The sequence below is a fragment of the Streptomyces sp. P6-2-1 genome (genome assembly GCF_050613165.1).
Lineage (GTDB): Bacteria > Actinomycetota > Actinomycetes > Streptomycetales > Streptomycetaceae > Streptomyces.
This window is the reverse complement of sequence record NZ_CP192513.1, coordinates 1,701,050-1,719,188: the sequence shown is the minus strand read 5'-3', so window position 1 is coordinate 1,719,188 and position 18,139 is coordinate 1,701,050. Positions and strand designations below refer to the sequence as shown.

The following is an 18,139-nucleotide window of genomic DNA, read 5'->3' as shown; positions in this document are numbered from 1 at the left end:
GCGTGAGGCGACCGCGTACGCGCCTTGTGCCGCGGCCGGGCGGCATTCAGCGCGGGCAGTCAGGGGGCGTCGCCGGCCGCGATCAGCGCACGCACGCGCTCCTCGGGTACTCGGCGATCCGGGCTTCGGCCGACCGCTCAGCCCTGGCGCGCGGCGGGGCGCGGGGCCGGGGCCGACGTGGCCGGTGCCGGGCGGCGCATGAGGAAGGCCGCTCCGGTACCTGCGGCGAAGAGGGCCGCCACCGAGATCGCCGTGCCGAACCAGTTGGCGCCCAGCCACTGCCCGCCGAAGTAGCCGAGCGCCACGCTGTACGCGGCCCAGGCGACACCCGCGACCGCCGACCACGGCAGGAAGTCGCGTGTACGGCGGTGCGCCGCGCCCGCGACGAGGGAGACGACCGAGCGGCCCGCCGGGGCGAAACGGGCCAGGATCACAAGGGCCCCGCCGCCCCGCGCGAGCGCCCAGCCGAGTCGTTCCTGCGCGGTGCTCAGCTTGCGCGAGCGGGCGATGGCCCGGTCCAGGCGCGCACCACCCCGCAACGCGAGCCGGAAGGCCAGCAGATCACCGAGCACGGAAGCCACCGCGGCGCAGGCGGCGAGCAGCACCACGTGCGGGATCTGGCTCACGTGCGGGCTCGCGGACGCCGTCGCGGCCGCCGCGGTCGCCGCCATCACGACCAGCACCCCGCTGGGCAGCACGGGGAGGAACACATCGAGCGCGACCGAGAGCGCGATGACCGCGTACATCCACGGGCTGCCGGTCAGCGGCCCCAGACTCTCGAACACCGAAACTCCCGGTCATGGACAGCGCCACGCTGTCGCACGGGAGGCGGCAAGGGCGATCGGATCTCAGCCATACAGCGTACGCGGACTGATCACCGGGAGCTTTGCCGGGGGGTGGGCTTGTAGGACATCTCACGTTCACCCACGTGCCCCATCCGAGCGGCGCCCGGCGGCCCGGTCCCGTACGAGTGAAGACACCGAAGGTAATCGAACGGGAACCGAGCGCAAGGAGCAGCAGATGGTGTCAGGAAGGGTCGCCGGGGCCGTCGCCGCGGCCGTGCTGGCGGCGGCCGCAGCGAGTGGCCAGGCAGTCGCCGTACCGACAGGGCCGGGCACCAGACCGGAGCCGCCGAGGCCCGCGGCGGAGCGGGAGGCGGTGGGCGCGTCCGCACGCGGCTCGCTCCCCTCCTCCTACCTGCGCCCGGCCGCGCCCCCGGCCGGGCCCGCGCTGCGCCCGCTGCCGAGGCCGGCCGCCGACACCACGGTGCGGCCCGCGGTCCAGGGGGTACGGGGCAGGACCGCGCCCGCCGACACGGGCCCCTTCACCACGGTCGCCCCGCTCGCCCCCGCCGGAACCGGTCCCACCGATCCCGCGGCCGTGCTCACCGACCGGCCCGCGGAGCCGGCCGGCGCGCTCGCGCCCGGCAGCCTCGTGCCCGGCGCGGGCCTCACCGGTACGGGTGACCTCGCCACCGGCGCGCTCGGCACCCCCACCGGTGTGCTCCCCGGCACCGGCGGCACGAGCACGACCCCGTACGGCTACCCGACGACCGCCGAGGAGCAGGCCCCGGCCGCCGGTGGCCAGGGGCAGCGTCCCGCCGGGGAGTACCGGCTCCTCGTCGGCTCGCACTTCTCCGCCGTGCCGAAGGCGCTCGCGCCCGCGGCGGACCTCCCGAAGGCGCTCACCTACAAGCCCTCGCTCGTCCCGGCCGGCGCGGGCGTCGAGGTCGAGCAGCGCACCGAGGGCGAGGGCACCCGCGTCACGCTGCGGGTCACCGGCCTCAAGGCGGGCCACCGCTACGGGGCGCACGTGCACACCGGCGTCTGCGGTACCGACCCGGCCGCCGCGGGTGGGCACTACCAGCACGAGAAGGACCCGGCGCAGCCCTCGACCGACCCGGACTACGCCAACCCCCGCAACGAGGTCTGGCTCGACGTCACCGCCGACACCCTCGGCAACGGCACGGCGACCGCCGCGCACCCGTGGGACTTCCGGCCCGGCGAGGCCCGGTCGGTCGTCCTCCACGAGGCGGCCGGCGCGACCGAACGCGTCGCCTGCGTCTCGGTACCTTTCCGGGGATGGTGAGAACCGCGCGGGCGCGGTGAGACGCACCGGGCGGGTTCGCGGTGCGGCCGGACCTGGTGGGGCGGGGGCCCGGTGGCGCCGGCCCTGGCAGGGGGTGGACCTGGTGAGGCTGGCTCTGGCAGGGGTGGCCCTGGCCGGGTGGACACGGTGGGGCCGGCCCTGGCGGGGTGGACACGGTGGGGACGGCCCTGGCGGGGTGGACACGGTGGGGACGGCCCTGGCGGGGTGGAGACGGTGGGGACGGCCCTGGCGGGGTGGACACGGTGTGGGTGAGCCGTGGCCCCTTGATGCCTGGCCGGGGGCCGTACGGAGTGGGTCGGCGCGGTTCACGCGCGGTGCAGTCTGGTGCGCGTCACCTCGCGCAGGATGGCGCTTTCGCCCCGTACCACCGCCTTCTCCAAGGTCAGCTCGGCCGTCCGGCCGCGCAGATCGAGTGTCATGAGCTGATTGCCGAACCAGGGCCCGCCGCCGCGCCGCCAGCGCACGGCGGGCCTCTTCACGTGCCCGTGCCGTGTGAAGAGCCTGCCGAGCGCGCGCCCCGCGCCCGTCCAGCCGAAACGGAACCCGAAGCGCATCGCGAGCGGCACCGAGTTGTGCACGGGAGAGCACGTGAGCTGGTACACCGGGCTGCCCGGCTCCGCCTCGTCCCCGCGCGGCCACCCGGCCCCGCTCCCGCGTGGCCAGCGGGCCTCGGCGATGTAGGCGTGGTGCACGTCGCCCGACAGGACGCTCACCGTCGCCGGCGCCTCCGGCCCCTCCCGTATCTCCGCGAGCAAATCCGCGAGCGCATCGAAGGACCGGGGGAAGGCGGCCCAGTGCTCCAGGTCGGCCGCCCGTCGCAGGTACTCGCCGCGCTCCGCCCAGCGGGCGCCCCGCGCCCCGCCGCACAGGGCCGAGTCCCAGCTCTCCAGGTCGTGGATGAGGTGCGGGAGGAGCCAGGGCAGCGAGGTGCCGAGCAGGAGATGGTCGTACGCGCCGCGATCCTCGCGTACCTGCGCGCGCACCCAGTCCTCCTCTCCCGGGCCGAGCATCGCGCGCCGGCCCTCCTTCAGGACGCGCGCGGCCCGCGAGTCGATCATGAGGAGCCGGGTGCGGCCGAGGTCGCGTCGGTAGCTCCAGCGCACGGCTGCGGGGTCGGCGTCCGCGCGCTCGGCGAAGGCGCGCAGTGCCGCCGTGCCGTCGCGGTCCGGGGCCGAGCGGATCGCGGCGAGGAGCGGATCGGCGGCGAGAGCGGTGGGGGAGAGGTTGCCGAGGTGCTGGTGCACCCAGTACGACATGAGGCCGCTGAGGACGCGTTCGCGCCACCAGTCGGTCGCGCGCATCTCCGCGAGCCAGGACTCACTCGTGTTCCAATCGTCCACTATGTCGTGGTCGTCGAAGATCATGACGCTCGGCACCGTTGAGAGCAGCCAGCGGATCTCCGGGTCGCCCCAGGACTCGGCGTAGAGCCGGGTGTACTCGGCATAGTCGGCGACCTGCGCGCCCGGCCGGCTGCCGAGGTCGCGTCGCGCCCCTATCCACTCCTGCGTCGCGGGCGAGACCTCGTCCGCGTACACCTGGTCACCGAGCAGGACGAGCAGTTCCGGGCGCTCGCCCGTGGGCTCCCGGGCGAGCCGCCGTGCGAGAGTGTCGAGGGCGTCGGGTCCCACCGGGTCCTTCTCCTCGGCCGGTGGCGCGGCCCAGCGGCACGACCCGAAGGAGACCCGGACCGGCGCTGCCGGGTCCTCGCTCCGTGTGCGGATCTCGGAGGGCGGGAAAGCGGAGCCCTCCTCGGGCCACACCCGGACCTCGCTCCCACCGCCGTCGGCCTCGAACGTCACCTCGTACGGCAACGAGACACCGGACGGGAGCCCGTCGACGACGACAAGGGCGTAGTGATGCCCTGCCACGCTGAAGGTGGCGGCCTCGCCGACGAAGGACACGGAACCCGGGGGGCCGTCGCCGTCCCCCGCGCGGGCGCTCCTCTGTCCCGTACGGGCGGCCCCGTTCCTTGCGAGGGCACCGCCTGTTCCCGTTCCGGCGTCCCCGATTCCTGTTCCTGCGTTCCCGGTTCCCGTATCGACGTCCTCGTTTCCCGTGCCGCCGCCGCTCTCCGTACCGCTGCCCGCTCTCGTACCGCCGTCGCTCTCGTCCGCCCCGTCTTGTATCGCCGTCCACGCGCCCGCACTTGCGTCTCCATTTCCTTGTCCACCTCCTTCCGCGTTCTCCCGTGCCGTCCCCCGCACGCGCACCGTGCACGCCGCGTCCGTCTCCACCCAGACGGTCGCCGCGCTCGCGTCCACGTACCGCAGCACCGGCCCCAGTAGCAGCCTTGCCATCCTTGCCCGCCCTTCACGCTCGTCTGGCCCCGCGCCACCCGCACCTACCCTCCCGCTCGAACAGGACGCGTGTCCCTCGAACGGAACTACTACGGAGAACGGCGGTCGGTGAGGGAGCGGTTCCCGGGCGGGCTCTCACGAACGGGTGAACGTGAGGGGTGAGCGTGGGACGGCCGCCGGAGCCGGGCCGGCGGCCGCCGTACAGGATGGCGTTGCGACTGTCTGTGACCGTAGCGCAGATGGTCCGGCGCTGCGCAAGCGCGCAGACGGTCGCCACCCGGACGAGTGAGAGGATTTTTGAGTTCGGCGAAGTTATCCACAGATTCCGGGAATTGGGGCGGGAGGTGGGGTGGGGTGCGGAAGGATGGGAATCGGGGACGCCCCCCTAGGGAGGGTGGGGGGTGCCCGGAAACAGGCGAAGCGGCGAGGCCTGCCTCCCTCAGGCCGTCACCCACGGTCACGTACCCTTGCTTCCGCCCACGCGCCGCCTGCCCCTCGTCCCGCGCCTACGCGACGCCTCGCGCCTGTCCCCACCCCTCCCCCCTCGCCCCGTCACCCTCTCCCCACCCCACCCCCCCAGAGCCCGCCCTTCACCCGCGCAGCGCGCGCCGATCAGACCGCCGCCGTGAGGGGCTCGAATGGACCGCCGCCGTGAGGGGCTCGCATGCCCCTCACCGGCGGCCCTCGCTCCTCCCCCTCAACAACCCTTCAGCGCCCCCTGCAACGCCGTCTTCTCCGCCGAGTCCACATTGAGGTCGTAGTAGTGCTTCACCTGCACCCACATGCGCGCGTACATGCAGCCGTACGACGCGAGCGGGGGCATCCAGGCGGCGGGGTCCTTGTCGCCCTTCGACTGGTTGACGTTGTCCGTGACGGCCACGAGCTGGGGGCGCGTGAGGTCGTTGGCGAGGGCCTGGCGTTGCGCGGTGGTCCAGGAACTCGCACCCGAGCGCCACGCCTCCGCGAGCGGCACGACGTGGTCGATGTCCACGTCGGACGCCGCCGTCCACGTGGCCCCGTCGTACGGGGACTTCCAGGTGCCCGAGACAGCGGAACAACTGGAGTTCTGCTCGACGTTCGTGCCGTCACGTTTCAGCACGACCTCGCGGGTGTCGCAACTGCCCGACTGCGTGATCCAGTGCGGGAACTTGTCGCGGCTGTAACCGGTCATCGAACCAGGCGTCGCGACGGTCAGCTGCGACAGGTAACTCCGGGCCGTGGAAGCGGCGATGGGGGTCGGCGGGGCCGCCTGCGCGGGCGGGCCCGCGAGCACGGACGCGGTGGTGAGCGCGGCGGTCAGGGCGCCGAGCGCGCCCAGCAGGCGGCGCGGGCGACGGAGTCGGCGGGGCCGCTGGGATGCCGGGTCGTCGTGACGCGCGTAGAAAGCGAACGAACTGTCCTGGTGTGAGGGCACGTTGACTCCTCGATGTGGGGGGTGGGTCCGTCTTCAGGCTGGCGGCCCAGGGTTTCCGTGGGGTGGGCGCCAGGTAACAGCGTGGCGTCATGCGCACGTCACTACAAGAGTGGTGAGCGCCCGTCGGTCGTGCGCGGGCGTGCGGATGTCGCGTGCGGGGCACGGGAGTTGTGGGGGCTTCGTGTGGGGGTACGAGAGTGGGTTGCGGTACGGGCCCCGAGCGAGCCGCAGCGATGCGACGCGGCTCAACCGCCCCCCGCCGTGAGGCCCCCTCAGCCCTGAGGCCCCGTCCACCGCGAGGCGCCCTCTCTTTGCGAGGCGCCCTCTCCCTGCGAGGTCGCTCCCCTCCCTACGAGGGGCCCTCACCCCGCGAGATGGCTCCCCTCGCCGCGAGGCGCCTCCTCCGTGAAAACCCGCGTGTCGTTCCGGCCCCCTCCCCGTACGCTCCCCGCATGGACGAGCGAGTGGGCGAGGTCCTGCGCGGCCTGTCCGGCCGGGATGACGTGTCCGACGTGGGCGACATGGCGAAAAGGGCCCTGGCCGCAGGCGAGTCACGCTTCCTCGGCGACCTCGGTGTGGCCTTGGCTGCCCGTCGCGTCGGCACATGGCAGTACTGGAACGTTTTCCATCGCCTTCTGCGCCTGCTCTGTCTCACCCCGGGACGGGAGCATGTCGAGGAGGCGGTACGGCTGGTTGCGGCGGCGACCGAGGCCGCGAAGGCTGCCACTGCCACTGCCACTGCCACTGCCACTGCCACTGCCACTGCCACTGCCACTGCCACCCCCGCCACCCCCTTCACTGCCACCCCCGCCATCTCCGTCACTGCCACCCCTGCCACCCCCACCTCGCCCGCCCCGTCGCCCACCCTCTACTCCCGCACCGCCGCCGCCCTGCTCGCCGAGGGGCAGCCGGTGGCGGACCTCGCCGTCGTCTTCGCCGGTGGTGGCCGCGCGCACGCGCCGGAAGAGCTGCGGGCCTGCCTGGTCCACGAGTTGGTCCTGCGCGGTACGTCGCCCTGCGAGGTTCCCGAACTCGCCCGCTGGGCCCGCTCCCCGCACGGGCGTCGCCACCCGCTCCACCGGCTTCCGCTGGAGCTGCTCGCCGTCGAGGAGCCGCCCCTCCTGAGCGTCAACTCCCCTCATGGAAGCTCCCGTTCGACCCCCGATGCGCGTCCCGGCGCGCCCGTCGCGCTCGGCCGATCGGGCGGCCGCCCGCCACTCGCCGCCGACCGCACCACCGATGCCTTCCGCGCCGAGGCGGGCGCGGCGGTCCGCAACTGGTGCACCGAGTCGAACGGCGCGTACGAGACCGGGTGCTGGGAACTCTCCGCACCCGTCCCCGAGGCCGGCCTGCCCGCACTCCTGCGCGGCCTCGGGCTCGCCCCGCTCGCCGTCGCGAACCCCCGCCGCCCGCTCGCGCTCACCCGATGCACCCCCGGGCAGGTGTGGGGCGCCCTCTTCGCCGCCGCCGCGCACGGTGGCGCGTACAACAGAGGTGAGTACGGCGCCTACGGGCGACTCGCCGCCTGGCGCTCCTTCGCCGCGCTCGCGGGGGCGCCGAAGGACACGGACCCCGCCCGGGTCGAGGTGGCCGCGCACGGCTGCGCCTGGTACGGCTTCGCGGGCTCCACGAAGTGGTTCCGGGGCATCGCCTGGGACATCGGGTTCGCCGCCGTGCGCCCGGACGGACGCGGACTCGCGGTACTGGCGGCGACTGACACGGACTGACGGGACGGACCAATCGACGGGACGGACCAATCGACGGGACGGACCAATCGACGGGACGGACCGTTGACCGGATGTACCACTTGAGGGACGGGGCAGCGGTGCGGGCCGACTGACGGGGAGCCGACTGCCGGGGGCTGACGGGAGCTGACAGGGCGCCCGGCCGACGCGGGCAACCCCGCGAACCCGTCCCGCGCGGCCGACCGAACCCGCCAGCCCCGTCATTCCCCCCGTCATTCCCCCCGTCCCGCAGAGCCGACCGAACCCGCTGGCCCCCGCCACCCATCCCGGTCGGAACCCCTCGCCCCACTACCTCGTCCCGGCCCCCTCGCGCACTCACCCCGCCCTCGCACACCTCACCCCCCTCGCACACCTCACCCCCCTCGCACACCTCACCCCCCTCGCGCACTCCCCCCTCACACACCCCGGGGCGCCACCCCCGCCCCGTCCCCAACACCCCACGCCGGTACGCCCCCACCCTCAAGGACCGGTACCTTCGGGGGCCGGGTGTCGGGATGGTGGGCGGCCCGCTCCGGTCCGGAGGGCCGAGGGGGTCGCGGGAGGCGGGAAGTGTGTTCGATGTCGCTGTGGCCGCACTGGCCTTCGGGGTGGTCGTGCTCGCCGAGCTGCCGGACAAGACGGCGCTCGCCGGGCTCGTTCTCGGCACCCGGTACCGCGCCTCGTACGTCTTCGTGGGGATGGCGGCCGCCTTCCTGCTCCACGTCGTCCTCGCGATCGTGGCGGGCAGCGTACTGACCCTGCTGCCCACGCGGCTGCTGCGCGCGCTCACCGGTGTCCTCTTCCTCGCCGGGGCCGCCTTCCTGCTGCTCCAGCGGCCGCCCGACGAGGAGGCCGTGGCCAGGGCGCGCGAGCCCGGCGGCCAGAGCTTCTGGCCGGTCGCCGGTGCCGGTTTCTCGTTCATCCTCGCCGCCGAGTTCGGCGACCTCACGCAGATCGTGACCGCGAACCTCGCCGCCCGCTACGCCGGTCAGCCGCTCTCGGTCGGCGTCGGCGCCGTCGCCGCGCTGTGGGCGGTCGGGGCGCTCGTCGTACTCGGCGGGCGCGGGCTCATCAGAAGGGTGCCGCTCGGGCTCGTCACGAAGGCCGCCGTGCTCGTGATGCTCGTACTGGGCGCGCTCAGCCTCTTCGAGGCCGTCGCCTGAACCCAGGACCGGAACGGCCACGAGCGACCAGCGGCCGAACGCCACAACGGGCGAGCCCCCACCAGCTCAGCCCCCCTGCCTGCCACCCCCCGCCAGCCCCCTGCCTGCCACCCCCCCTGCCTGCCAGCCCCCGCCAGCCGAGCGCTCCGGCGGGCAGGCTCGGGCGGGGGTGGTGTGGCGCCGGACCGCCCCGTTTTGTATCGTGACCGAACAAAGTGGTTCCGCCCGCAAACCCTGACCTGTGGGCGGGACCACTCTTGTTCTCCGTCCGTGTTCCTCCCGCCCGTGAGGTGTGACATGCCGCGTACCAAGTTGCACGTCAAGGCCCTGCTCATCGACATGGACGGCACGCTCGTCAACTCCGACGCCGTCGTCGAGCGCATCTGGCGGGCCTGGGCCCTGCGCCACGGGCTCGACCCGGAGCAGGTCCTGCGCGTCGCGCACGGGCGGCAGGGGTACGCGACGATGGCCGCGCTGCTCCCCGAACGCCCCGTCGAGATCAACCTCGCCGAGAACGAGGCCATGCTCGCCGAGGAGACCCGCGACACCGAGGGCGTCGTCGAGATCCCCGGCGCCGCCGCGCTCCTCGCCGCGCTCGCCCCGTACCCGCACGCCCTCGTCACCTCCGCCGACCTCCCCCTCGCGACGGCCCGGCTCACGGCCGCCGGGCTCGCGCTCCCCGCCGTACGGATCACCGCCGAGGACGTCGGCGCGAGCAAGCCGGACCCCGAGGGCTTCCTCAAGGGCGCCGCCGCGCTCGGCGCGGACCCCGCCGACTGCCTCGTCCTGGAGGACTCCGCCGCCGGTATCGCGGCGGGACGCGCCGCCGGGGCCACGGTCCTCGGCATCGGCCCCCGCGCCGCGGCGTACGCGCCGGACCACCACGTCACCGACCTGCGCGCGGTACGTGTCGAGGGCACGGCGGACGGGGTACGGGTCCGGCTGGGCTGACCTCACGGCCCCGCACCTCCGCTACCCCAGCTGCGGCGTCTCCCCCTCCAGCTTCGTCCGCGTGTCGGCCCCGTAGACCCCGTGCTCGTCCGTGGCGCCGCGCGTCACCTGGTACGTCGTCAGCGCGTACTGGAGGGTCCGGTCGAAGCGGCCGTCCTCGCGCCCCGGGTAGATCCCGACGGCCCGCAGCCGCGCCTCCAGTTCCGTGACCTCCGGGCCGCTGTCGCCCCGGCGCAGCACCGCCGCCGTCACGTCCTCGGGCGGTCGCTGCTCGGACGGCCCCGCCGTGGGCGGCTTCTGCACGGCGGTACGGGTCGGGAGCGGCGACCCCGCCTCGCTCGCGCTCGCCCCCGGGGACACCGAGGCCGAGGCGCCGGGGCTCGGCGTCGTGCCGGACGCGGAGGCGCTGGGCGACGACGACGCCGACGCGGAGGGGGAGGCGCCGGCCGAGGGGGAGAGGGACGCCGAGGCGCTCGGGGACGGCGCCGCCTCGTCCGTACGCGCCGTGCTCGGCCCGGCCGCCGCCGCGACGCCCGGCGCCGGTCCCGGCGCGTCCGGGCCCGAGGAGAACGCGCCGCCCGCGAGGAGCGCGGCGACCGTGCCCGCCACCACGAGGGCCGCCCCCGAGGCCACGTACAGCCCCTTGCGCCGCCCGCCGCCGCGCGGTTCCGGCTCGCCCGTGCCGGGAAGGCCGGGCCCGGGGACGCGCGGCAGCCGCATCGTCGCCTCGGGGAGCGCCCCGCCGTACGTCGTGGGCTCCGGCTCGGCCCCGTCGTCCTCCCCCTCGCCGACCGTCACGTAGGGCCGCACCCGCAGCGGGCTGAACTCCTCGCCGTCGGCCCCGCACGCGCACGGCGCCCCGGCCTCGCGCGGTCTTCCGCACTCCGGACAGGGTTCCTGCCCCTGTTCCTGCCCGTGTCTCCGTGCCTGTTCGCGGTCTTGCCCGCGTTCCTGTCCGTTCACCGCAGTCCCCTCCCGGCCCCCTGAGCGATCCCCGCGATTATGCCGAGACACCCTGAGCACGTGTTCGACCGGGCGAGACATGACAAGCCGTCAACCCGCCGGGGGCCGCCCCTCAGCCGGTCGCCCCGGGCACCGCCCGGACCTCCCCCACCTCGCCCGCCTCCCGGGCGACCCCGGTGTCCCCCGCGTCCAGTTCCTTCCTGAACCACCGTTCCGCGTAGGCGTCCTCCCACAGCGGCCCCGTCTCCCGCCACCCGTGCCGCGCGTACAGGGCCCGCGCCTCCACCAGGTCGTGCCGCGTGTCGAGGTCCAGGCGCCGCGCCCCGCGCTCCCGCGCCGCCGCCTCCGCCGCGCGCAGCAGCACACCGCCACCGCCCAGGCCGCGGAACGCGGGACGCACGTACATCCGCGTCAGCTCCAGGGCGTGCGGATCGAGCCGGCTCGGCTTGAGCCCCACGCAACCGGCCGTCTCGCCCCCGTACCGCCCCACGAGCAGCAGCCCGTGCGGCGGCGCGAGCGGGGAGTGGTCGGAGGAGGCGAGCGCGCGGCGCAGCTCGCCGGGCTCCGTGTCGTGCCCCTCGCGCAGCCGGTACCAGCGGTCCGAGACCTCCGTGTAGTACGCGCGCCACAGGGCGAGGGCGGTCGGTGATGCGTGCGGTTCCCGGGCGATGGCCCAGCGTGCGTCCATCCCGCGATCCTCACGCACCGTGTCCGTTCACGGCCAACGGTTTTGCGGCGCCGTTCGCGGCAACCCGGAGTGCTGAACGCAATACCCCGGGTCCGGGACAAGGGACGCGGGTTCCGCCGGACTCATATCAACGGAGGGCAAGTATGTCTCCCGCCTTGACAGTTGTGCTGATCGTGGTGGTGGTCGTCGTCCTCGCCGCCGTCGCTTTCCTCCTCGTACGGCGCGGCGGCGGCGCGGGCGGCGGCTCGCTGCCGCGCCGCTTCGGCCCCGAGTACGACCGCGCCGTGCGCCACCACGACGGCGACCGGCGCGCCGCCGAACAGGAGTTGAGGGAGCGCGTCAAGACCTACGGCTCGCTGCGCGAGCACACCCCGGCGCCCGAGGAGCGCACGCGCCTCCTCGCCTCCTGGAGCACCCTCCAGGAACACTTCGTCGAGGCGCCGCGCGAGGCAGCAGCCGAGGCGGAGCGGCTCCTCGCCGAGACCGCGACGGCAGTCGGCCACCCCGGGGGCGACCGGCACGCGGCCCGCCTCGACTCGCTCTCCGTCCACCACCCGCACCACGTCGACGGCTACCGCAGGCTGCGTGCCGCGCTGACCCCCGCCGAGAGCGGCCAGGAGAGCACCGAGGAACTGCGCGAGGCGCTGCTCGCCGCGCGCGGCCTCTTCGAGGAGCTGATCGGCGCGAGCCCGTCCGGAACGCGTACGGAACGGGACGGCGCCCACCAGGACGCCCGCCACCACGACGCCAGCCACGCAGGCCGCCACGCAGGCCACCGCACCGAGCGCACCGAGCGCCCGAGCGCGCGCGGGGAGGGACCGGGCACACCGCCCGCAGCCGGCAGGCCCGAGGCCCCGGCGCCGGGCACGGCCCCGGCCCCCGAGAACGCCGAGACCTACGAGGGCCACGAGGCCCGGAGGAGCTGACCGAGATGACCGCGATCCTGCCCGACCAGAAGCCGCACACCGCCACGACGGGGACGAGCTTCCTTCCCGACGACACGCGTGAACGCCTCGCACCGAAACTCCGCGAGGCCGTGAGCGAGTTCGTCGACTCGCCCGCCGAAGCCGTCGAGAAGGCCGACCGCCTCCTCGCCGAGACCGTCGAACAGCTCCACGAGGCCCTCGTCCACCGCCACGGCGAACTCCGCTCGGCGTGGGACGGCGAAGGAAGCGCGCCGAGCGCGGGCGGCGCGGGGAGCGCCGCGCAGGCACGACGCGACGACGCCACCGGGTTCGGTGACAATTCACGCTTCGGCGACGGCACACCGACCGGTGGCGGAACGGCCCCGCGCGGCGGCCGCGACGGTACGGGGACGGCGCGCGACACCGGCCGCGCGCGGCGCGCGGCCGACGGCGTGACGGACGACCCTGCCGACAGCGCCCCCCTGCCCGCGCGGGAGCCCGGCCGCGAGCGGACCACCTCCCGGCAGGGACACGGCGCCGAGGCCGACACCGAGCGCCTGCGCCTCGCGCTCCAGGAGTACCGCGAGACCACGGAGCGCCTGCTGAGCCTGTGACGCCCCCTGAGACCACCGCAGGGAACGGACGAAGGCACGGGAACGGACGAAGGTGCGGGCCGCGCGGAGCACGAGTCCCCGGGTCCCGAGAGCCGGAAGGGGCGGACGACGGGTGGGACCCCGTCCTCCGCCCCTTCCTCCTGCCCCGGGCCCGCGCGAGATCCCGCGCGGGCCCGCATCCGGTGACGCGGCAGGCCCGCGCAGCGAGTCCCCCGTACGGGCGAATCCGAACCCGGACCCACGGCGCGGCCCCGCACACGACGCGGCCCACCCCGCGCTCAGCCCGTGCCAGCCCAGCCCGTACCCGGCCCCCGTCCCCGTCCCCGTACCCCGGACCCCCGCAGGCGCCCCCTCGCCCTCAGGCTCTCGCCCTCAGGCCCCGCCGCCCCGCGCCGCGCGCCACTGCGCCGCGATCTCGTCCACGTCGTACGGGCTCAGCCGCAGCGGCGGGCCGTCGATCGGGCCGCGCAGTGCCGCGCGGATCTTCTCGTTCAGCTCCGTCACCAGGCGCCGCGCCATCGCCTCGCTCGGCGCCTCGCGCGCGGCGGCGAGCGTGTCCTCCGCCTCCTTGCGCAGGGCCAGGGACGGCGGGAGGTGGGAGAGCCCCTCGCGGGCCATCTTCCCCTTGATCCACCACATCTCGTCGTGGTGCGGGCCCTCGTCGGGCAGCGGCTTCCCGGCCAGCGCCCGGAAGTCGCCGCGTTCCTCGGCCTCTCTGATCTGCCGGTCGATCCAGGACTCGAAGTCCAAGCCGGGGGGTTTGCGCTCGGTCATGCCGTGGCCTCCGTCCGCCGCCGTCTCACGTGCGTACGCGCCCATTGTTCCCCGGGTGTTCAGGCCACCACGCGGGCCAGCGCGAAACCGTCGTACCCCTTGCTCCCGACGGTCTGCACCGCCGTGCCGCTCAGGCGCGGCTCGCGGGCGACGAGGTCGAGCGCGGCACGGGTGCCGAGGACGCTCGGGTCCGTGCTGTCCGCGTCGGTCACCGCCCCGTTCCGTACGACGTTGTCGATCACGATGAGGCTGCCGGGGCGGGTCAGGGCCAGCGCCCACGTCACATAGCCGGGATTGTTGACCTTGTCGGCGTCGATGAAGACGAAGTCGAAGGGCTCCGGCTTCTCGTCGGCGAGCGCCGCGAGGCTGTCGAGCGCGGCGCCGACGCGGATCTCGACCGTCTCCGCGTACCCGGCACGGTCGAGATTGGCGCGCGCCACCTCCGCGTGCCTCGGCTCGTACTCCAGCGTGATCAGCTTCCCGTCCGCCGGGAGCGCGCCCGCGAGCCACAGCGTGCTGTAGCCGCCGAGCGTGCCGATCTCCAGGATGCGGCGCGCGCCCTGCGTCTCGGCGAGGAGCCGCAGGAGCTTGCCCTGGTTGGGTGCGACGGCGATGGGCGGCAGTCCCGCCGCGTCGCTCGCGCGCAGCGCCTCGGTGAAGAAGTCCTCGCCCTGCGCGAGCAGGCCGGTGAAGTAGGTGTCGACAGCGGTCCAGGTCTGTGCGGAGTCGGGCACGGTGCGGCCTTTCGGTACGAAGCTCCCGGTGCGGATGCTCCCGCGAGTGAGTTCCCGAAAGGAACTTATCACCGAGCCGTGCGGGCCTGCCGGAGTGTTCGGCACGTGGAGTCACGTAGAGTGACCACTCTGTTGCCGGGAAGGTGCGGCGGAAGCGGGCCGGGGGGCGACGGCTACGCTTTCCCCGCCCCGAGCGGGGCAAGGGGGAGCGTTCCGCGCCGTTCCGCGAGAATTCGGGAGGCGTCCGCTTTCCCGGTGGCGAGCAACCTTGTCCAGAACCTCAGTTTTCGGCCAAAAGCCGGTCAAAACGTGGTCAACGGCAAGGTGAAAGAGAAGAGGCTATGAGGCGAACAGGGGCCCGGCTGCGTCTCCGTACACGGGCGGTACGAGCCTCTGGGAGCACGGAGGGCGCCACCGGGGGCCGGGACGTGCCGGACAACGACGAGCGGGGCGGGAGGCCACACGACGTGGCGAATGCGGAGCGGAGCGGGACCGACGGGATGTTCGGTCCCGGCGGTCCTGAGGGTGTCAGGGCCCGGATGCGGGTCCTCGGCATCGTGCTGTGGGTCGCCGCCGCGGCACTGGTCGTACGACAGCTCACCGCCGTGCTGCGGCTGCCCCCCGGCGACCGGCTGACCGACCTGGAGACCTGGGTGGGCCCGCAGGGGGTGCTGCACGTCTCCGGTTCCCTCTACGACACCGGGCGCTTCACGGGGACCCCGTTCGCCGGGCTCGTCCTCAAGCCCCTGCGCGAGGCCGCGCAGGACACGCTCGGCGTGCTGTGGACGGTGGCGAGCCTTCTCCTCGTCGTCGTGCTCGGCCTCGTCGTCGCGCGCGCCGTGCCCCGGCCCCGCTCGCAGTCGCGCCTCGTGCCGCTGCTCGTCGCGCCCGTCGCGATCTGCCTCTTCCTCGTCTCGCTCCCGGTGCGCAACGCCTTCCACACCGGGCAGCTGAGCATCCTCCCCGTCCTCCTCGTCGTCCTCGGCTGCTTCGCCGTGCGCAAGGACGTCCCCGCCGGAATCCTCGTCGGCCTCGCCGCGGCCCTCCAGCCGACGATGCTGCTCTTCGCGCCGCTCCTGTGGCTCACCGGACGCCGCCGCGCGGGCCTGTCCACGCTCGTCACCTTCCTCGCGGGCACCGTGCTCGCCTGGGCCGCCCAGCCGCACGACTCGTGGACCTACTGGGTGCACCACATCGCCGGCGCCGGGCTCGGCACCAGCGACGAACTGGCCAACCAGTCGCTGCACGGCGCGCTCCTGCGCCTCGGCCTCCACGGCCCCCTCGAACTCGCCCTCTTCGCCGTGCTCGCGCTCGCCGTCGTCTACACCGGGCTGCGCCGCGCGGTGCGGTACGCGGAGGACGGGCAGCCGCTCCTCGCCGTCGCGATCACCGGCTGCGTCGCCGTCGCGATCTCGCCGACCAGCTGGCAGCACCAGATGCTGTGGGTCCTGCTCACCGTCGTCGGCCGCGTCGGCAGCAAGGCCGCCGACAGGTACGTGTGGCCGATCGCCGTCGTGCTCGCGCTCTCGCTCACCCCCAAGGTGCTGCTGCCGAACATGACGAGCCTCGACCCGATCACGCAGAACATCATCCTCATCGCCGCCCTCGCCGCCGCCTGCGTCGTGCCCTTCCTCAGCACCTCGGCGCCCGCCTACGAGCACCCCGTCCCCACCGTCTACCTGCCGCGCCGCCCCGCGCGCTGGTCCTGGGTCCCGCTGCTGCCCGTGTGGCGCTGGGTCGCGCGGCGTCCCAACCTGCTCCTCGAACTGCTCCTCATCCGGGTCGGCTACGCCGCGTACTCCGAGGTCCGCAAGGCCGCGCGCGGCGGCAGGGCCACCGCGGAGGACCACGGCGACATCGTCCACAGCATCGAGAAGTTCCTCCACATCGACATCGAGCACTGGGCCAACCACGCCGTCGTGAAGGTCTCCTGGCTGGAGGACTTCTTCAACTTCTACTACGAGTCCTTCCACTTCGTCGTCCCGCTCAGCGTCCTCGCGATCCTCTACATCCGCCGTCCCGCCGAGTACCGGTGGGCGCGCAGCGCGCTCGGCTTCGCGACGCTCCTCGCGCTTCTCGGCTTCTGGCTCTTCCCGCTCGCCCCGCCGCGCCTCATGCCGACGCTCGGCTTCATCGACACCGTCCACGGCGTGCAGGACTTCAGCAAGCCGGACTACGGGACGCTCACCGCCGTCACCAACCAGTACGCCGCGATGCCCTCGCTGCACTTCGGGTGGTCGCTGTGGTGCGGGCTCGTCATCGCGATCCTGGCGCCCAAGTGGTGGATGAAGGCGCTCGGGCTGCTGCATCCGCTGTTCACCGTGTCGGCGATCGTGGCGACGGGGAACCACTGGGTCCTGGACGCGGTGGGCGGGGCCACCGTGGTCGGGCTCGGGTTCGGGATCACGTACGTCCTGGCGGGGCCCAGGGGGCGGACCAAGGACGTGGGGAGGGCCGCCGCGCCCTCCGGGCCGGGTGAGCCCGAAGCGGAGGCTCCCCCCGCACGCCCGCGCTCCTCGGTTTCCGGAGGGACCCAATGAGTCGGCCCCTGCCGGAGGGTTAAAAAAACCGGCCCGCTCCCGCAGACTCCCTCCCATGCGCCAGGACGCCGTCATCGTCGGGGCCGTACGGACCCCCGTCGGCCTCTACGGCGGGGCGCTCGCGCCCGTGCATCCCGCGCGGCTGCTCGGGCTCGTGTACGGGGCCCTGCTGGAGCGGGCCGGGCTCGCCGCGGCACGCGTGGAGCAGGTGGTCTGCGGGGCCGAGACCCAGACCGGGGAGCAGGCCGACAACATGGCCCGCACCGCGTGGCTCGCCGCCGGGCTCCCGGCGGGCACCGCCGCGCTCACCGTCGACGGACGGGAACTGTCGGGGCAGGAGGCGGCCCACCTCACCGCCGCGCTCATCGGCTCGGGAAGCCTCGGCATCGGGCTCAGCTGCGCCGTCGAGGCGATGTCCCGGGTACCCCCCGCCACCGCGACGCAGCGCGGCCCGGGACTGCCCAGGCCGGCGGGCTGGCACGTCGACCTGCCCGGCCCCTTCGAGGCCGCCGAGCGGGTCGCGAAGGCGTACGGGATCGGCCGGGCCGAGGCCGAGGAGGTCGCCGGGCTCTCGCGCGCCAGGGCCCGCGCGGCCCGCGCCGACGGCAGGACGACGGCCGAGACCTGCCCCGTACCGCTCGGCACCACCGAGATCACCGCCGACGAGGGCGCGGCTGCCGGGCCGCGGGACCGCACTCCCTTCGTCCCCCGCCAGCGCTCGTCCCCCGCCCCCGGCGGCAGCCCGGCGGGGGCCGTCCACACCGCACGCAGCACCGCGCCCTTCGCGGACGGTGCGGCCGGGCTGCTCTGGGCGAGCGCCGCGTCCGCGCGGCGGCTGGGGCTGCGGCCCCTCGCGCGGATACGGGCCCACGTCACGCTCGGCGTCGAGCCCGCCTCGTACCTCGAAGGCCCCGTCGCGGCGACCCGCGCCGTACTCGACCGCGCCGGGCTGTCCCTCGGCGACCTCGGCACGATCGAACTCGACGAGCCCTTCGCCGCCGTTCCGCTCGGCTGGGCCCGCGCCCTCGGCACCTCGCTCGACCGTGTCAACCCGCGCGGCGGCGCCCTCGCCCTCGGCCGCCCCGGCGGCGCCACGGGAGCCCGCCTCCTCACCACCGCCCTCGCCGAACTCCACTCCGGCGACCACACCTTCGCCCTCGCCACCACCGTCGGCGACGGCGCCCAGACGGCGGCCACGGTCCTCGAACGGCTGTGAGACCGGCGGGGAGAACCCGCCACCATGACTGACGGAGCACCGGGCCC

General features: G+C 74.6%; 15 protein-coding genes. 8 read left to right on the top strand and 7 right to left on the bottom strand.

Annotated elements, in window-relative coordinates; all coding sequences use genetic code 11:
- Positions 1 to 137 precede the first annotated feature (137 nt).
- On the bottom strand, positions 138 to 785 hold the full coding sequence (locus ACQYWQ_RS07580; RefSeq protein ID WP_431033139.1) for a DedA family protein: 648 nt from the start codon (positions 783 to 785) through the stop codon (positions 138 to 140).
- Positions 786 to 1,020: 235 nt separating this feature from the next.
- Between ACQYWQ_RS07580 and ACQYWQ_RS07575 the strand changes: the two genes are divergently transcribed.
- A complete protein-coding gene (locus tag ACQYWQ_RS07575) occupies positions 1,021 to 2,088 on the top strand; it encodes a superoxide dismutase (RefSeq protein WP_431033138.1) in 1,068 nt (355 codons plus the stop codon).
- A 326-nt stretch (positions 2,089 to 2,414) separates the two neighbouring features.
- On the opposite strand, the gene ACQYWQ_RS07570 is transcribed toward ACQYWQ_RS07575, so the two are convergent.
- Both ACQYWQ_RS07570 and ACQYWQ_RS07565 read right to left on the bottom strand, forming a co-directional pair.
- The gene (locus ACQYWQ_RS07570; protein WP_431033137.1) at positions 2,415 to 4,406 is read right to left on the bottom strand and encodes an alkaline phosphatase D family protein; all 1,992 of its coding nucleotides are present in this window, start codon (positions 4,404 to 4,406) and stop codon (positions 2,415 to 2,417) included.
- A 697-nt stretch (positions 4,407 to 5,103) separates the two neighbouring features.
- Positions 5,104 to 5,727 (bottom strand): HNH endonuclease family protein, encoded by a 624-nt coding sequence (locus tag ACQYWQ_RS07565; protein WP_431039102.1) that lies wholly within the window; start codon positions 5,725 to 5,727, stop codon positions 5,104 to 5,106.
- Positions 5,728 to 6,272: 545 nt separating this feature from the next.
- On the opposite strand from ACQYWQ_RS07565, the gene ACQYWQ_RS07560 reads away from it, so the two are divergent.
- The 3 genes from ACQYWQ_RS07560 to ACQYWQ_RS07550 all read left to right on the top strand — a co-directional run bounded on the left by ACQYWQ_RS07560 (position 6,273) and on the right by ACQYWQ_RS07550 (position 9,658).
- Complete coding sequence (locus tag ACQYWQ_RS07560) at positions 6,273 to 7,547, top strand: DUF6183 family protein (RefSeq protein WP_431033136.1); 1,275 nt, start codon at positions 6,273 to 6,275, stop codon at positions 7,545 to 7,547.
- A gap of 569 nt (positions 7,548 to 8,116) precedes the next feature.
- Positions 8,117 to 8,707 (top strand): TMEM165/GDT1 family protein, encoded by a 591-nt coding sequence (locus tag ACQYWQ_RS07555; protein WP_431033135.1) that lies wholly within the window; start codon positions 8,117 to 8,119, stop codon positions 8,705 to 8,707.
- Between the two features lie 297 nt (positions 8,708 to 9,004).
- Positions 9,005 to 9,658, top strand: coding sequence for an HAD-IA family hydrolase (locus ACQYWQ_RS07550; RefSeq protein WP_431033134.1), 654 nt, complete (start codon positions 9,005 to 9,007; stop codon positions 9,656 to 9,658).
- A 21-nt stretch (positions 9,659 to 9,679) separates the two neighbouring features.
- On the opposite strand, the gene ACQYWQ_RS07545 is transcribed toward ACQYWQ_RS07550, so the two are convergent.
- Together ACQYWQ_RS07545 and ACQYWQ_RS07540 are read right to left on the bottom strand one after the other, a co-directional pair.
- The gene (locus ACQYWQ_RS07545; RefSeq protein WP_431033133.1) at positions 9,680 to 10,621 is read right to left on the bottom strand and encodes a peptidoglycan-binding protein; all 942 of its coding nucleotides are present in this window, start codon (positions 10,619 to 10,621) and stop codon (positions 9,680 to 9,682) included.
- A gap of 112 nt (positions 10,622 to 10,733) precedes the next feature.
- The gene (locus ACQYWQ_RS07540) at positions 10,734 to 11,309 is read right to left on the bottom strand and encodes a GNAT family N-acetyltransferase (protein WP_431033132.1); all 576 of its coding nucleotides are present in this window, start codon (positions 11,307 to 11,309) and stop codon (positions 10,734 to 10,736) included.
- A 164-nt stretch (positions 11,310 to 11,473) separates the two neighbouring features.
- On the opposite strand from ACQYWQ_RS07540, the gene ACQYWQ_RS07535 reads away from it, so the two are divergent.
- On the top strand, positions 11,474 to 12,235 hold the full coding sequence (locus tag ACQYWQ_RS07535) for a hypothetical protein (RefSeq protein ID WP_431039101.1): 762 nt from the start codon (positions 11,474 to 11,476) through the stop codon (positions 12,233 to 12,235).
- Between the two features lie 5 nt (positions 12,236 to 12,240).
- Positions 12,241 to 12,828: a translation initiation factor IF-2 gene (locus ACQYWQ_RS07530; RefSeq protein ID WP_431033131.1), complete on the top strand. Its 588-nt coding sequence runs from the start codon at positions 12,241 to 12,243 to the stop codon at positions 12,826 to 12,828.
- A 372-nt stretch (positions 12,829 to 13,200) separates the two neighbouring features.
- Here ACQYWQ_RS07530 and ACQYWQ_RS07525 read toward each other — a convergent pair whose 3' ends face one another.
- Both ACQYWQ_RS07525 and ACQYWQ_RS07520 read right to left on the bottom strand, forming a co-directional pair.
- Positions 13,201 to 13,602: a DUF1992 domain-containing protein gene (locus tag ACQYWQ_RS07525; protein WP_431033130.1), complete on the bottom strand. Its 402-nt coding sequence runs from the start codon at positions 13,600 to 13,602 to the stop codon at positions 13,201 to 13,203.
- Positions 13,603 to 13,661: 59 nt separating this feature from the next.
- A complete protein-coding gene (locus ACQYWQ_RS07520; protein ID WP_431033129.1) occupies positions 13,662 to 14,336 on the bottom strand; it encodes an O-methyltransferase in 675 nt (224 codons plus the stop codon).
- Positions 14,337 to 14,836: 500 nt separating this feature from the next.
- On the opposite strand from ACQYWQ_RS07520, the gene ACQYWQ_RS07515 reads away from it, so the two are divergent.
- Together ACQYWQ_RS07515 and ACQYWQ_RS07510 are read left to right on the top strand one after the other, a co-directional pair.
- Positions 14,837 to 16,876 (top strand): bifunctional glycosyltransferase 87/phosphatase PAP2 family protein, encoded by a 2,040-nt coding sequence (locus tag ACQYWQ_RS07515; protein WP_431039100.1) that lies wholly within the window; start codon positions 14,837 to 14,839, stop codon positions 16,874 to 16,876.
- Positions 16,877 to 16,931: 55 nt separating this feature from the next.
- Complete coding sequence (locus tag ACQYWQ_RS07510; RefSeq protein ID WP_431033128.1) at positions 16,932 to 18,092, top strand: acetyl-CoA C-acyltransferase; 1,161 nt, start codon at positions 16,932 to 16,934, stop codon at positions 18,090 to 18,092.
- Positions 18,093 to 18,139 lie beyond the last annotated feature (47 nt).